This window comes from Dictyobacter alpinus (genome assembly GCF_003967575.1).
Lineage (GTDB): Bacteria > Chloroflexota > Ktedonobacteria > Ktedonobacterales > Ktedonobacteraceae > Dictyobacter > Dictyobacter alpinus.
In genome coordinates this window covers 2,579,186-2,592,218 of sequence record NZ_BIFT01000001.1, presented here as the reverse complement: position 1 = coordinate 2,592,218, position 13,033 = coordinate 2,579,186, and the positions used below count along the sequence as shown (strand labels likewise).

At 50.5% G+C, this 13,033-nt stretch carries 14 protein-coding genes and 2 tRNA genes; 13 read left to right on the top strand and 3 right to left on the bottom strand.

The features are described from left to right. The first annotated feature begins 196 nt into the window (after positions 1-196). Positions 197-1,249: a ribosome small subunit-dependent GTPase A gene (gene rsgA / locus EL633_RS10265; protein WP_126627087.1), complete on the top strand. Its 1,053-nt coding sequence runs from the start codon at positions 197-199 to the stop codon at positions 1,247-1,249. A gap of 66 nt (positions 1,250-1,315) precedes the next feature. Here the strand turns inward: rsgA and selA are convergent, their stop codons facing one another. The 3 genes from selA to EL633_RS10250 are packed head-to-tail and all read right to left on the bottom strand — an operon-like array spanning position 1,316 to position 3,408. Next, positions 1,316-2,701 (bottom strand): L-seryl-tRNA(Sec) selenium transferase, encoded by a 1,386-nt coding sequence (gene selA / locus EL633_RS10260; RefSeq protein WP_126627086.1) that lies wholly within the window; start codon positions 2,699-2,701, stop codon positions 1,316-1,318. 21 nt (positions 2,702-2,722) lie between these two features. Next, entirely contained in the window at positions 2,723-3,154 is a 432-nt protein-coding gene (locus EL633_RS10255) for a type II toxin-antitoxin system PemK/MazF family toxin (protein WP_126550598.1), read from the bottom strand. A gap of 29 nt (positions 3,155-3,183) precedes the next feature. Further along, positions 3,184-3,408: a hypothetical protein gene (locus EL633_RS10250; protein ID WP_126627085.1), complete on the bottom strand. Its 225-nt coding sequence runs from the start codon at positions 3,406-3,408 to the stop codon at positions 3,184-3,186. Positions 3,409-3,774: 366 nt separating this feature from the next. On the opposite strand from EL633_RS10250, the gene EL633_RS10245 reads away from it, so the two are divergent. The 12 genes from EL633_RS10245 (at position 3,775) to EL633_RS10190 (ending at position 12,990) form a co-directional block, all read left to right on the top strand. After that, a tRNA-Tyr gene (locus EL633_RS10245) sits at positions 3,775-3,858 on the top strand. A gap of 30 nt (positions 3,859-3,888) precedes the next feature. Continuing rightward, positions 3,889-3,960: transfer RNA gene (locus EL633_RS10240), tRNA-Thr, on the top strand. 255 nt (positions 3,961-4,215) lie between these two features. Beyond that, on the top strand, positions 4,216-5,421 hold the full coding sequence (tuf, locus tag EL633_RS10235; protein ID WP_126626684.1) for an elongation factor Tu: 1,206 nt from the start codon (positions 4,216-4,218) through the stop codon (positions 5,419-5,421). 102 nt (positions 5,422-5,523) lie between these two features. Further along, positions 5,524-5,691, top strand: coding sequence for a 50S ribosomal protein L33 (gene rpmG / locus EL633_RS10230; protein ID WP_126627084.1), 168 nt, complete (start codon positions 5,524-5,526; stop codon positions 5,689-5,691). Between the two features lie 102 nt (positions 5,692-5,793). Further along, positions 5,794-6,165 carry a preprotein translocase subunit SecE gene (gene secE / locus EL633_RS37265; RefSeq protein WP_218027455.1) on the top strand — a complete coding sequence of 124 codons (372 nt, stop codon included), beginning with the start codon at positions 5,794-5,796 and terminating at the stop codon, positions 6,163-6,165. Positions 6,166-6,197: 32 nt separating this feature from the next. Then, entirely contained in the window at positions 6,198-6,767 is a 570-nt protein-coding gene (gene nusG / locus EL633_RS10220; protein WP_126627083.1) for a transcription termination/antitermination protein NusG, read from the top strand. Between the two features lie 44 nt (positions 6,768-6,811). After that, positions 6,812-7,234: a 50S ribosomal protein L11 gene (gene rplK / locus EL633_RS10215; RefSeq protein ID WP_126627082.1), complete on the top strand. Its 423-nt coding sequence runs from the start codon at positions 6,812-6,814 to the stop codon at positions 7,232-7,234. Between the two features lie 52 nt (positions 7,235-7,286). Further along, on the top strand, positions 7,287-8,003 hold the full coding sequence (rplA, locus tag EL633_RS10210; protein ID WP_126627081.1) for a 50S ribosomal protein L1: 717 nt from the start codon (positions 7,287-7,289) through the stop codon (positions 8,001-8,003). 598 nt (positions 8,004-8,601) lie between these two features. Beyond that, a complete protein-coding gene (gene rplJ, locus EL633_RS10205) occupies positions 8,602-9,144 on the top strand; it encodes a 50S ribosomal protein L10 (RefSeq protein ID WP_126627080.1) in 543 nt (180 codons plus the stop codon). A 21-nt stretch (positions 9,145-9,165) separates the two neighbouring features. Further along, on the top strand, positions 9,166-9,543 hold the full coding sequence (gene rplL, locus EL633_RS10200; protein ID WP_126627079.1) for a 50S ribosomal protein L7/L12: 378 nt from the start codon (positions 9,166-9,168) through the stop codon (positions 9,541-9,543). A 261-nt stretch (positions 9,544-9,804) separates the two neighbouring features. After that, complete coding sequence (gene rpsO, locus EL633_RS10195) at positions 9,805-10,092, top strand: 30S ribosomal protein S15 (RefSeq protein ID WP_126627078.1); 288 nt, start codon at positions 9,805-9,807, stop codon at positions 10,090-10,092. A 423-nt stretch (positions 10,093-10,515) separates the two neighbouring features. Next, positions 10,516-12,990 carry a polyribonucleotide nucleotidyltransferase gene (locus EL633_RS10190; protein ID WP_126627077.1) on the top strand — a complete coding sequence of 825 codons (2,475 nt, stop codon included), beginning with the start codon at positions 10,516-10,518 and terminating at the stop codon, positions 12,988-12,990. Positions 12,991-13,033 lie beyond the last annotated feature (43 nt).

The following is a 13,033-nucleotide window of genomic DNA, read 5'->3' as shown; positions in this document are numbered from 1 at the left end:
GCCTATATGCACCTTGTCTACCCAATCTGGGGGTCACGGGCGAAAACCACACGGCCAGGTTCACGGTATCATCCAGCGATGCGGAGAGCCTGACTAGCGCAAACACACGACGCATGGTTCTACGCTCCACTCCCTCCACACGGTAGACAGCTCTGTTAACACCGTGTTTTTTTATGGTCCTGGAGGGAATATAGCATTGATTAACAATCCGGCACAACTGACCGGCATGGTCCTCAATGGCGCACATGGCATTTATGATGTTCATACCGATGATGGCATTTTACGTTGTACATTACGAGGCAAACTGAAAAAAGCATTCGCAGAAGCCAATACGGCTAAACCCGTAGGGAAGATTCGTCAGGTTCAGCAACGCAACAACAAAATTGGTAATCAAACAGCAATTGAACGCGTTGAGCGTATAGAGAAGCGCGATAGTACGGAAAACGCCCCTCCCACCCGTCTTTCCGTTGGCGATTATGTCAAAATACGTAAGTTAGACGAGACCACAGGCTTAATTGAAGAGATTCTCCCTCGTAAAAGCGAGCTTTCACGTATGGATGCAGGCTCAACCTCAAAAAAACTTGTTCAGCAAACCTTGCTTGCCAATCTCAATCAGGTCGTCATCGTCTTTGCGACCACGCAGCCAGAGCCACATTTTGGCCTGCTAGATCGCTACCTGACTATCTGTGAATCGGCCCAACTGCCCTCAATCATTTGTATTAATAAAGCCGATCTACCCCATAGCGAGCAGGTGGAAGAGGGAGCGCGCTTATATAGTCAACTTGGCTATCGCGTAATCTTTACCAGTATTCAGATCGAGCAAGGTATTGATGAGCTGAGAAACCTGCTTAAAGAACATACCACGCTGTTTACTGGACCATCGGGTGTAGGTAAATCTTCGTTGGTAAATGCTATTGAGCCAGGTATGGCCGTGCGCACAGGACTGGTAAGCGATGTGACGGGTAAAGGTAAACATACCACGACGGGCTCACAGCTCTATCCTTTGTCCATTGGAGGCTGGTTGGCCGACTCCGCTGGTATCCGAGCGCTGGCCGCCTGGAATATTCCACCTGAAGAGCTGGCGTGGTGCTTTGTCGAGTTTCGTCCTTATCTGGGCGAGTGTCTTTATGCGGATTGTATCCATTTAGATGAAGATGGCTGCGCGATTCGGCAGGCGGTAGACGATGGCTTGATCAATGAGCGTCGCTATCGTAGCTATACACGTATGTATACCGGCGAAGAACGCTAAGCTTACGGCGCCCAATCAAGCAAAGCAAAAAGAGTTGGAATCATATAAGGGTCCTGACTCTTTTTTTTATGCCAGTAAACTGATCAGCGCTGCCACAACCTCAGTATCCTGTTCCTCCAGGACTGTCCGTGGATCGAGTAGCAGGGTATCACGGAAGATACGCGCGACAATAGGAGTCGTATGGGAGCGCAGACGTTGGGAAAGGATATCCAATGGATAAGGGACCACACTGGCATCCAGGGCCAGGAGAGTCGTGGGCAATGTTTCCCCCGGCAATGAGCCACCACCGATAGTAGACTCACCCGTTTGTGTGCGCGCGGAGATTCCATGAGTTGACAGTTGCTGTATCCATGCTGTAACGCGCTGCATCAACGTTTCCATGGTCATAGAAATCATCCGCCAGACTGGAATCTTTCTCTCAGCCTCACCGCGCTGATAATGCCGCAACGTGGTCTCAAGCGCGGCCAGCGTCATCTTATCGATCCTTACTGCACGCATCAAAGGATGTTTAGCCAGACGCGCGATCACCGCAGCCTTACCTACCAGAATACCCGCCTGCGGCCCACCCAGCAACTTATCACCAGAGAAACAGACCACATCAGCGCCTGCCGCCAGGCTCTCCTGGGGAGTTGGCTCATGAGCCAGGCCATACCTCTCACAATCCAACAAACAGCCACTACCCAGATCATCCATAACCAGCAGGCCACGCTCATGCGCCAGAGCTGCCAATTCAGTGATTGCAGTAGATTCAGTAAAACCAGTAATCAAAAAATTGCTTGGATGGACAGATAAAAGTACTGCCGTGCGTTCAGTAATTGCAGCCGCATAGTCAGCGATCCTGGTACGATTCGTTGTACCCACCTCAACCAGCTGGCAACCACTCTGGCGCATCACATCAGGCACGCGAAAGCCCCCACCAATCTCTACCAATTGACCACGCGAAATCACCACCTCATGGCCCAGAGCCAGCGCGCTTAAGCCTAACAGCACCGCGGCAGCATTATTATTTGTTACCAGAGCCGCCTCAGCCCCTGTTAAATCCTTCAAGATCTGCGCCACATGCACATGGCGTGATCCTCGCGTGCCCTGCTCCAGATCATATTCCAGGTTAGCATAGCCAGTAGAGATGTTTTGTACAGCCTGCAACGCCTCCTGGCTCAAGGGAGCCCGCCCAAGATTCGTATTAATAATCACGCCAGTCGCATTGATCACCGGGCGCAAATGGGGGAGAAAGCGTTGTTGTAACTGAAGTTCGGCCGCAGCCAGTAAAGATTCCGAGGAAGGACAGAGGCCCCCGGCACGGATTTTGTCGCGGGCCTCAGCCAGACTAAGGCGCAAAGCACTGGTAGCCAGTGCATGCGAAAAGCTAGCAGACAAAGTCTGGCCCTGAGTTGTATGTAACAACTCATCAACAGAGGGGAGTAAGCGAAATTGATTAGCATCAAAAGTCATAAGTAAGCGACCATAGCAACACTAATGTAAAGAATAAAACATCGTAATCGCCAGGCTATTAGCCACCTTACCCATGACAGCTCGTAGATCGGCATCATTCAAACGGCAGATGGCATACTGATCGGCCAGCAATGAACGCAAAATGGGATACATAAGCTCAGTCTTCACAAGGCTATCGGTATCAAGTAAGGGATAATCACGCTTCAGGAGTAGATGGTGATAAGGGCGAAGTTTTCCACGGTAAGAAGTCAGCGCAACCACATTTACAGCCCCTGCATGACGACAAAAGGGCTCACCTGACACCACCAGAGCCGGGTGCCAGTCCAGAATACGCTTTTCCTCTATCCCAGGAGGGAGAGTAGGATAACCGAAATTCACCCAGTACACCATGCCAAACTGCACAGGCGTGAGATAGGTGAGAGCTTCCGGTGCAATTTCAGGAGGATGAGGCATGGTTAAACTAACATATCTTCACTATAGAACTACGGACGAGCAAGAGCAACCGGAGAATAGGATGGAACGTCACTGGTCTCAAGCTGTGAATGGAAGCAAGCTGTTGTCAAAGCCCAAGACTGAGCGACGAGGCCGAGACGCTCTTCACGTTCATCCCGACTTTCTTCTTGTAACGCAACAGCTATGAGTTCCATTTCACGCTGATATTGCTCACTAAGCAAGGAAGAACGGCTGAAGTCACAATTCGTCGCCATAAAGCTACCTCTTATTCCTAAATCCAAACAGATTACTCATACATTGGGTAGCGGAAAAACCGCAAGTTACAATTAAGCAACTGTGAACACCATCCAAGTGTGGGTAAGCACCGCTCGCACATTTGGTGGCATGAGGTGTGATGAATTTCTCCAACGTTGGAGATTATACCAGCAATTTAGGCAAGACGCAATGCTTTTGGTAATGACTTTCATCCATAACGCCAGACGAGGTCAATTTATCAATTTAACAACCAATTTAAAAAATGGGGGTAAAAGGTGTTGACACATCTGATCGAGTCGGCTATAATGTGCTCGTTGATCACTCAGAGCGATCACTCAGACGAATTGGAGTGTTTGACAATATAGGGGCAGTTACCAAAGTGGACAAATGGGACTGACTGTAAATCAGTTGCGCAAGCTTCGAAGGTTCGAATCCTCCACTGCCCACCACTATCAATGACTCCAGGTATTGGTAGTTAGGCCCGTGTGGCGCAGAGGTAGCGCACATTCTTGGTAAGAATGAGGTCATGGGTTCAATTCCCATCACGGGCTTCCGTGGTTTGAAGTTGGAGAGTGGGCCAGACGTTCTTCACGTCAAAGCCCACCTTCATGAATTCCGCGTGTAGATTATAATAAAAAGATCTTGCTGCCGTCTTCTGATTGATCGTCTCCCTCCCGTTCGTTTTACGTCGGAAGGTTTATTCATTGTTGGACGATCAGATACCAGGGGACGGCTGCTGCATGTCTAATACCCATTGCTATCTGATCTGATCGTAAGCAGGATTGCAGAAGGAGCCACAGTAGGAAATGGCGAAGAAAAAGTTCGAGCGTACAAAGCCGCATGTGAACATTGGAACCATTGGACACATTGACCATGGTAAGACAACGCTGACGGCAGCAATCACAAAAGTGCTCTCCGCAGCGCAGCTTGCCAAATATACGGCTTTTGACCAGATCGACAAAGCTCCGGAAGAGCGCGAGCGTGGTATCACCATCTCGATTGCCCACCTGGAGTATGAGACTGAGAAGCGCCACTACGCGCACGTTGACTGCCCAGGTCACGCTGACTATATTAAGAACATGATCACCGGTGCCGCTCAGATGGACGGTGCTATCCTCGTAGTAAGTGCCCCTGATGGCCCTATGCCTCAGACCCGTGAGCACGTACTGCTGGCCCGCCAGGTTGAAGTACCTGCGATGGTGGTCTTTTTGAACAAGGTTGACATGATGGAAGACGAAGAGCTCTTAGAGCTGGTTGAGTTGGAAGTTCGTGAACTTCTCTCCAAATACCAGTTCCCTGGCGATGATGTCCCCGTCATTCGTGGTTCAGCCTTGAATGTACTCGAGGGTAAAGGCGACATGTCTCGCAATGATCCTGCCGCCAAGTGCATCTGGGAGCTGATGGATCAGGTTGACGAATACATCCCAACCCCTCCACGTGCTACCGATCAGCCATTCTTGATGCCTGTTGAGGATGTCTTCGGTATTAAAGGTCGTGGTACTGTTGCTACCGGTCGTATCGAGCGTGGTATCGTCAAAGTTGGCGATAACATCGAGATCGTCGGTATTCAGGATGTAACTCGCTCAGTGGTTGTAACTGGCGTTGAAATGTTCCAGAAAACTCTGGATTCCGGTATGGCCGGTGACAACGTTGGTTGTTTGCTGCGTGGTGTTGAGCGTGCCGACATCGAGCGCGGTCAGGTATTGGCCAAGCCCGGTTCGATCAAGCCGCACAAAAACTTCCTGGCTCAGGTGTACGTCCTCTCGAAAGAAGAGGGTGGCCGTCACACACCATTCTTTAACGGCTATCGCCCACAGTTCTACGTGCGGACAACCGACGTAACTGGCTCGATCAAGCTGCCAGAAGGTGTTGAAATGGTTATGCCTGGCGACAACATCGAAATGACTGTTGAACTTATCCAGCCGGTCGCTATGGAAGAAGGCGTGAAATTCGCCATCCGCGAAGGTGGCCGCACCGTTGGTGCTGGCATCTGCACAAAGGTGCTTAACTAAGGTTATATAAAACAGGTGGGCGCAAGTATCTTGCGCCCACAACTGTCCTTAAAAGATAACCCTCAGCAGCAAGCCAACCCCAAACCGTAAACGGAGAAATTAATGGCTAAGAGCAAAGAGAATCGAATTGTGGTAACATTGGCTTGCACAGTCTGCAAAAGCCGCAATTATTCCACATCAAAAAACAAAAAGAACAATCCTGAGCGCATGGAGCTGAGAAAGTTCTGTAACACGTGTCGAGAGCCTGCACCACACCGCGAGACCAAGTAGGCATCAGAGTATCTGGCGAGTCCAATACGGTAAGCCAGATATGATCGCTACTGATCAGAAAGGTTGAACGTGGCAAAGAACATGACTGACAGAAGAAAAAATGTGAGTCGGAGCCAGGCCTCTGAAGTGAAACCACGCGAGCGTGCAGAAACAACAGAAAAAGCCGTCAAAGCTTCGACCCGCGAGGAACGCCGTGAGTCTGCCACCGTGAAGTCAGCAAACACAAGCAAAACAGCAGCTCGCCGCAATTCTCAAGGATCTTCTTTTGCGACGCGTATGCGTAATAACAAAGCGGGCCGCTTTGTTTATGATGCGTACTATGAGCTTCGTTATAAGGTGACCTGGCCAACTTTCGAGGAAGCCAGAAACATGACCGTCCTGGTTGTGATCATTTCAGCTGTGCTTGGCGCACTGTTATCTCTGGTCGATTTCGGACTTTATCATCTCTTCATTCTTGTTATCGGTGGTAAGTAGCTTCGTCACCTGCACACATAAGGGGAAATGCCGTGGTTACTGAACGTACCAGCGAAAAAGAAAAGCCTGAGGAGAAGCGTGCCTGGTATGCTATTCATACATATTCAGGTTACGAAAACAAAGTAAGAAGTCACCTTGAGGCGCGCATTGCTTCGATGGATATGCGAAATAAGATTTTTCGTATCATCGTCCCGATGGAAGAAGAAGTAGAAATCAAACAGGGTCAGCGACGCACAGTACAACGCAAGGTCTTTCCCGGCTATGTACTTGTTGAGATGATTATGAGCGACGAAGCATGGTATGTCGTCCGTAACACACCTGGAGTCACAAGCTTTGTAGGTTCCGGGACGCGCCCCGTTCCTTTGCAGGAACATGAGATCCGTACCATTCTGAAACAGGCAACACAAGAGACTGATAAGCCAAAGGCAAAGGTAAACTTTACCAAAGGCCAGAGTGTACGGGTAATCGATGGCCCATTTACCGAGTTTATTGGCACCGTCAACGATATTAATATGGATCGTAATAAAGTGACTGTGCTGGTATCATTTTTTGGTCGCGAGACCCCGGTGGTGCTAGATTTCTTGCAAGTTGAGAAAATCTAGGTCTATCACCAATCTAGACCCACTTTTGAGGAGTTTGAACGAACATGGCAAAACGTATTAAAGCTGTAGTCAAGCTGCAAATTCCAGCCGGCAAAGCAACTCCGGCCCCCCCAATTGGTACTGCGCTTGGACCTCACGGCATCAACTTGATGATGTTCTGTAAGGAATATAATGCACGCACAGCTGATCAGGCTGGCATGGTTATTCCTGCTGAGATTACCATCTTTGAAGATCGCTCATTCACATTTATCACCAAAACACCTCCAGTGCCCGACCTGTTGAAGTCGGCTGCAGGTATCCCATCGGGTTCCGCTACCCCAAACAAAACCAAAGTCGGAACCATCAATCGCGCCAAACTGCGTGAGATCGCTGAACTGAAAATGAAAGATCTCAATGTGAACAGCATTGAGGCAGCAGAGAAGACTATCGAAGGTACTGCACGCAGCATGGGTGTCACCATCGAGTAATTCCTGCCCGAAAGTCACTGCGGTAATTGCCACAAGGAGGGCAAAAAAAACAATGGCAACAACAACACACGGAAAAAAATACCTGGAAGCGGTCAAACAGATCGATTCCGAGAAGCTGTATCAGCCAGAAGAAGCTGTTTCACTCCTCAAAAAGATTAGCTATACCAAATTCGATCCTACGGTCGAAGTTCACATGAAGCTTGGTGTCGATCCACGCCACGCTGACCAGATGGTTCGCGGCGTAGCTATGCTACCTGCTGGAACCGGTAAAGAAGTTAAAGTTCTGGTTTTCGCACAAGGCGAGAAAGTGGCCGAAGCTGAGGCTGCAGGCGCTGATGTCGTCGGTCTTGATGATCTGATCAAACAGATTGAAGCCGACTGGCTGGGCTTTGATGTAGCCATCGCCACACCTGATGTAATGGGTAAGGTTGGTCGTCTCGGTAAAAAGCTGGGACCCCGAGGCCTGATGCCAAGTCCAAAGGCTGGCACCATCACCTTTGATCTTGCCAAGACGATCCGCGACGTAAAAGCTGGCCGTGTCGAATTCAAAGTCGACCGCACTGCCCTGCTGCACATTCCAGCTGGCAAGCTTTCCTTCAGCGAAGAGGCTTTGATGCAGAATATCTCTTCAATCCTCGACTCTGTGGTTCGTGCACGTCCTTCTGGTGCCAAAGGTACCTACGTGAAGAGCGTAGTCCTCTCATCCACTATGTCACCCAGCATTCGCCTGGATGTCGCCGCCGCGACCGCCCTGAAACCACAAGCATAATACAAAGCGAAAAGAAAAAAGCTCTTGCTGCGATCGCAGCAAGAGCTTTTTTCTTTTCGCTTTATTGCCCCTATAAAGCGGTGATGGCAAGAGCCGCGCTCCTCCTGGGCGGGGTTGCAAGGGGCGGCGAGCCCCTTGACTGGGGGTTTGGGGGCTGTGCCCCCAACCTTTCCCCTTCCCCCCTTTTCTGCCACCGCAGGTGGCAAAGAGATAAAAAAATAAAATTCCCACCCCAAAAAGGGTTTACAAAATAACACCACTATGCTAATATAGGGAAGTTGTGTTTAAACACACAACATACAGATGATTTTATTCATCGCCGAAGACAGCAAGCATGCTGCAAAGCATCTAAGCGGTCTCAAAAGACCGACTTGCCGAGGGGATAACTATTCGCTAGCTCCATACGAAACCGTATATAACGGCAACGAACGTATTTATTTACGAGCGAGTCGCAAAAGAATAGAGGTTCTCTCCAGGCCTTCGGTGGTTTATCGAAGGCATTTTTGTTGCCTTTTACATCCTTACTGACCAACCAATGGCTGCACAAACAGCCGGTTGATCGGGCCGGAACTATTCCAGGAAAGGAGGAGAGCACCTTATGCCAACACAGGCAAAAGCAGGGAAGATTGAAGAGTTAACAGATAAACTCGGCCGTTCATCCATTGCGATCCTGGTGCAAACCCAGGGTTTAACCGTAAAGGACATGAACGAACTGCGCAAAAAGATGCGCGACGCAAAGGTGGAGTTCCTGATTGCGAAAAACACCCTTCTGCGTATCGCTTCTGAGCGCAACAACATGGCTAATGTAGATCACAAGATCTTCAACGGCCAGACCGCAATCGCCTTCGGTTACGAAGACGAGGTCGCTGCCGCTAAAGCTGTAACTGATTATATCGGTACCTCAAAGGTAGCAGTTCTCAAATCTGCCATTCTTGGTGGTCGTTCACTGACGGCTGAGCAAGTTGAAGGCATTGGCAAAATCAAAGGTGGTAAAGACCAGTCAAAAGCAGAAGTCGTTGGTACACTCCAGGGACCACTTGCCAGCACGTACGGTCTATTCACCGCACCATTACGCGATCTGTGCTATGTGCTGCAAGCACGTGCAGAACAACAGAACAGTGGCACACCCGCCGCTGAATAATTACATCAGGAGGAACCAACCATGGCTGTAAGCGATATCATTAGCGAAATTGAAAAATTGAACGTCCTCGAGCTCGTCGAGTTGACAAAAACCCTGCAGGAAAAATGGGGAGTAAGCGCTGCTCCAGTTGCTGCCGCTGCCGCTGCTCCAGTTGAGGCTGCTGCCGCTGCTCCAGTTGCTGAAGAGAAGACCGAGTTTGATGCCATTCTGACCGAAGTCGGTTCAAACAAAATCAACGTCATCAAAATCGTTCGTGAGCTGACAGGTCTGGGCCTGAAAGAGGCGAAGGCTGTCGTTGACGAGGCTCCAAAGGCCGTCAAAGAAGGCGTCTCCCGTGAAGAGGCCGACAAAATTGCTGCCAAACTGTCCGAGGTTGGCGCTAAAGTCACCGTTAAGTAAGATTTCTGATGGTCAGGCACCTCACCACCTGTGCTCAAACATGCTGGTGAGGTGCCTTTCCTTGCGTATTTCATTGTATGCATGAGAAACTGCATAGGCGATCTTTCATTGCGCCCTTGAGGTATCCATGTTATAATGCGAACGTATACAACAACTTCCGAACCATTCAGCGCATAACGCATTGCTGCTCAAGCGGCAAGCTGGTTGCCAGGAAGCATGTTTTTTCCTTTCCCAAAAATACATTGGAGGTGATTTAGAAACGTGGCATTGACTGTTGAAGAAAAAACAGAGATCATTGCGGATGCACGTGTCCATGAGACCGACACCGGTTCTCCTGAAGTCCAGATCTCAATTTTAACAAACCGCATTAATCAGCTCACAGAGCACTTAAAAATCCATAAGCACGACCTCCATTCACGTCGGGGCCTGCTCATGTTAGTTGGTCAGCGCCGACGCTTGCTTACATATCTCAGTAAGAAAAGTCCGGAGCGCTATCGCGCATTGGTGTCCCGCCTGGGTATTCGCGTCAAACTTGGCCCACGCCGGTAATTTCAAGGTTGCTGTGGATGCGGTCGGCGCAGCATGGCGAGCGCCGTACGTTATGCCCGACCGCTGCTCCATTTTTCTCCGCTTTATCCATTCCGACAGTTGTAGAGAGAAACGAAACGAGACGAACGAGAGATAAGCTAGGATCAAGGGTATCCCCCACAGAGAAGTAAGTGATAGAGTAATAGGGATCAAACCACAAGAAGACTGATATGTCCGTGCGATTGCACGTAGAGTTGTACCCTTATAAGTAAAGAGTTACTGCACCCATTTTACGTAGCATGTTCTTGAAAAGCAATCATGAACGCCGCTCAGCCGCGGCTAGCTGCGCTCACACGATTGAAAGGCATGGGATGTGAAAGGCTCTCACCAAGGATTCCAAGATAGAGATAGAGATAGAATAGGGTGCCGTTTATCGGAGGAAATATGATTCACCGTCAAGAAGCTGTTATCGGCGGTCGGGTAATGAGCATAGAGACCGGCCGGGTAGCAGAGCAGAGTAGTGGCGCAGTGTTGTTGCGCTACGGAGATACCATAATACTGGCAACGGTTGTAGGCAGTGACGAGCCTCGTGAAGGTATTGACTTTTTCCCATTAACTGTCGATGTAGAAGAGCGTATGTACGCAGCTGGTAAGATCCCTGGTGGTTTTATTAAACGAGAAGGCCGAGCAACAGAACATGCCATCCTCTCATGTCGGCTCGCCGATCGCCCACTTCGCCCCCTCTTCCCCAAAGGTTACCGCAACGATGTTCAAATTGTAATCACTGTACTCTCTTCCGATCAGGAAAATGACTATGATATTCTCGGTATTGTTGGCGCGTCCGCCGCTCTGAGCATATCCGATATTCCTTTTTCAGGTCCTGTTGGTGCCGTTCGTGTTGGTTACATTGATGATCAGTTTGTGATCAATCCACTGGAATCGCAGATGTCTGAGAGTAAACTGGATCTGACGATTGCCGGTACAGCTGACGCTGTAATGATGGTTGAAGCTGGCGCTAAAGAGCTGCCAGAAGAGTTGATGCTCGAGGCTGTGCGCTTCGGTCATGAGAGCCTGCAAGATATTATTAAAATGCAGGATAAGCTGGTCCAGGTCGCTGGTAAGTCCAAACGTCCTTTCACTCCTGCTCCTGCAGATGCTGAGTTGCAGAATAGTGTGGCGGAGTTTGTACGTCCTCGCTTCGAGGCCGCGGTCCATAATACGGACAAGTCTGCCCGTTCCGCTGCATTGGGCCTGGTACAGGATGCACTGGTTACCGAGCTCGGAGAGAAATATCCTGAGCGCTTGAAAGAGATCATTGGTTTCTACGAAAAAGAGCTTAAAGCCTATGTCCGTAATAATATTCTGGACAATGGTGTGCGCCCCGATGGTCGTGATCTGAAGACGATTCGCGCGATTAACTGCGAAGTTGGCTTGCTACCTCGTACCCATGGTTCAGCCATTTTCACCCGTGGGCAGACGCAGGTGTTGAGCGTCATTACTCTTGGCTCTCCTGGTGATGAGCAGATCCTTGATGGTCTGGTCGCTAATGAGAACAAGCGCTTTATGCACCACTATAATTTCCCACCATATTCAACTGGTGAGAGCAAGCCCTTGCGTGGACCTGGTCGTCGTGAGATTGGACATGGTGCTCTGGCTGAGCGCGCTATCTCCGCGGTCATTCCTGCGCAGAATGAGTTCCCTTATACCATTCGCGCCGTGTCAGATGTTCTTTCGTCTAATGGTTCGACCTCAATGGGTTCTGTCTGCGGTACAACGCTGGCACTGATGGAGGCCGGTGTGCCGATCCATGCTCCTGTTGCCGGTGTAGCCATGGGCCTGATCACAGGCGATGGTGAGCGCGAAGGCAAATGGGCCGTGCTCTCAGACATTCAGGGTATCGAAGATGCTCTGGGTGATATGGACTTCAAGGTGGCTGGTACAGCCGATGGTGTTACCGCTCTCCAGATGGACATTAAAGTGAAGGGTATCACCTACGAGATTATGTCCAAGGCTCTTGAGCAGGCACGCGAAGGCCGTATGTTTATCATGGAGAAGATGCTCGACGCAATCGACGCTCCCCGTGAGGAACTCTCACAGTACGCGCCACGTATCCAGACCCTTAAGATCAATCCAGATAAGATTGGTGCCGTTATCGGACCAGGCGGAAAAACGATTCGCAAGATCCAGGAAGAGAGTGGCGCTAAACTGGATATCGAGGATGATGGCTCAGTGAATATCTCTGCCGTCTCTGGTGAGTCGATGCAGCATGCGATGGATGCTGTTCGTGCCCTGACCGAAGAGGTCGAGGTTGGACACATCTACACTGGTACGGTACGCCGTATCGTGGACTTTGGCTGCTTCGTCGAGATCCTGCCCGGCAAAGAAGGTCTGGTGCGTACATCTCAGCTTGCTGATTATCAGGTCATGCGTCCTGAGGATGTCGTTTCCGTTGGCGATGAGATCACTGTCATGGTGATTGAAGTCGATGGTCAGGGCCGTATCAATCTGTCCCGTCGTTCAGCGTTAAGTGGAGAAATGCCTACAGCCGCAGAGATGGAACAGGATCGTGGTAGCCGTGGTGGCCCTGGTCGCGGTGGCCCTGGTCGCGGTGGCCCTGGCGGCGGTTACGGTATGCGCGGCGGTGATCGCGATGGCGGCAACCGTGGTGGTTATAATGACCGTGGCGGTTATGGCGGCGGCGGCGGCGGCATGGGCGGCGGTCGTGACCGTGGTGGTTACGATCGTGGCGGCATGGGCGGCGGCCGTGATCGCGGTGGCTATGATCGCGACAACAACAGCGGTGGCGGTGGCGGTGGCTTCGGCCAGCGCCGACCCATGGGAGGTCCGGGAACCAACCGCAACACTAGTGGACCTCGTCGTGACAACAACTTTGGCCAGCGTTCTGACCGCCGCTGGTAATTTCATAGCAGCCAAAAAGCATAAAGATAAGGCGACCTCTTCT

What these genes read in the sequence shown, in the direction of transcription:
- selA (WP_126627086.1), bottom strand. Translation starts at nt 2,701, where the DNA reads ATGACTTTTGATGCTAATCAATTTCGCTTACTCCCCTCTGTTGATGAG.
- EL633_RS10255 (WP_126550598.1), bottom strand. Translation starts at nt 3,154, where the DNA reads ATGCCTCATCCTCCTGAAATTGCACCGGAAGCTCTCACCTATCTCACG.
- EL633_RS10250 (WP_126627085.1), bottom strand. Translation starts at nt 3,408, where the DNA reads ATGGCGACGAATTGTGACTTCAGCCGTTCTTCCTTGCTTAGTGAGCAA.
- tuf (WP_126626684.1), top strand. Translation starts at nt 4,216, where the DNA reads ATGGCGAAGAAAAAGTTCGAGCGTACAAAGCCGCATGTGAACATTGGA.
- rpmG (WP_126627084.1), top strand. Translation starts at nt 5,524, where the DNA reads ATGGCTAAGAGCAAAGAGAATCGAATTGTGGTAACATTGGCTTGCACA.
- rplK (WP_126627082.1), top strand. Translation starts at nt 6,812, where the DNA reads ATGGCAAAACGTATTAAAGCTGTAGTCAAGCTGCAAATTCCAGCCGGC.
- rplA (WP_126627081.1), top strand. Translation starts at nt 7,287, where the DNA reads ATGGCAACAACAACACACGGAAAAAAATACCTGGAAGCGGTCAAACAG.
- rplJ (WP_126627080.1), top strand. Translation starts at nt 8,602, where the DNA reads ATGCCAACACAGGCAAAAGCAGGGAAGATTGAAGAGTTAACAGATAAA.
- rplL (WP_126627079.1), top strand. Translation starts at nt 9,166, where the DNA reads ATGGCTGTAAGCGATATCATTAGCGAAATTGAAAAATTGAACGTCCTC.
- EL633_RS10190 (WP_126627077.1), top strand. Translation starts at nt 10,516, where the DNA reads ATGATTCACCGTCAAGAAGCTGTTATCGGCGGTCGGGTAATGAGCATA.